Raw genomic sequence first — 915 nt, 5'->3', positions numbered from 1 at the left:
GCGCTGGCCGCGCGGAGTGAGCGCCACGCCCTTGCCGATGCGCTCGAGCAGATCGAAGCCGAGATCGCGTTCGAGCAGGCGAAGCTGATGGCTGACGGCGCTGCGGGTCAGATGCAGTTCGTCAGCAGCGCGCCAGACGCTGCCGTGACGGGCAAAACTGTCGAGGGCGCGCAGCGCCTGCGTCGATGGAATTCTCAAGAGGTGAACCGAATTTGCATGAGCCGGGAAAACATATCACTTTTTGGCGAGGCGCTTCACTGCTTTCTTCTCGTCCATGGAGGAACCGGTGACGAACTCGGCCCAAGCGACCGCGCTTGCCTGTCTGGATGACATCCAGCCGTCGCTGTCGGCGTGGACGCGGACGATCTTCGATTTCGGCGAGACCGCCTGGCGCGAATACCAGTCGGCCGCCTGGTATGTGGAACGTCTGAAGCACGAAGGCTTTTCTGTGGAGGAAGGCTCTGGCGGCATGCCCACCGCCTTCTGCGCCCATTGGACCAACGGCGCCGGGCCGACCATCGGCATGTATGCCGAGTATGACGCCGTACCCGGCAATTGCCAGGATGCGGCGACAGTGAGGCGTCCGCGCCCGGGCCTCGGCGAACAGGCCGGCGGCCACACCGATCCGCATTCCGGCCTCGGTATTGCCAGCCTTGGCGGGCTTTTGGCAACCAAAGCGGCGATGCAGCGGCACGGCATACCGGGCACGCTGCGCTTCACCGGCGAGCCGGCGGAGAAGGTGCGGGGATCGAAGCCGATTCATGCGGCAAAGGGCTATTATGACGGGCTTGCCGGCATGATCTCCTTTCATCCCTTCTACATGCTGTCGCTCTGCAACACGGCGCGCTGGGACACGCATTGCGGTGCCGCCTACGCGATGATCTACCGCTTTGTGTGCGACGAACCCGAACATTG

General features: G+C 63.8%; 1 protein-coding gene and 1 pseudogene. One reads left to right on the top strand and one right to left on the bottom strand.

Annotated features, from left to right (window positions below):
• The coding region (locus EOA86_RS36405; protein WP_128345816.1) for a LysR family transcriptional regulator at positions 1 to 198 on the bottom strand (198 nt) is incomplete at its 3' end.
• 76 nt (positions 199 to 274) lie between these two features.
• On the opposite strand from EOA86_RS36405, the pseudogene EOA86_RS36400 reads away from it, so the two are divergent.
• Positions 275 to 915: pseudogene (locus tag EOA86_RS36400) on the top strand (amidohydrolase); the annotation flags it as partial.

Source organism: Mesorhizobium sp. M5C.F.Ca.IN.020.32.2.1 (assembly GCF_004023105.1).
In the GTDB taxonomy this organism is placed as follows: Bacteria; Pseudomonadota; Alphaproteobacteria; order Rhizobiales; family Rhizobiaceae; genus Mesorhizobium; species Mesorhizobium wenxiniae.
This window is presented reverse-complemented; position numbering and strand designations above follow the sequence as displayed.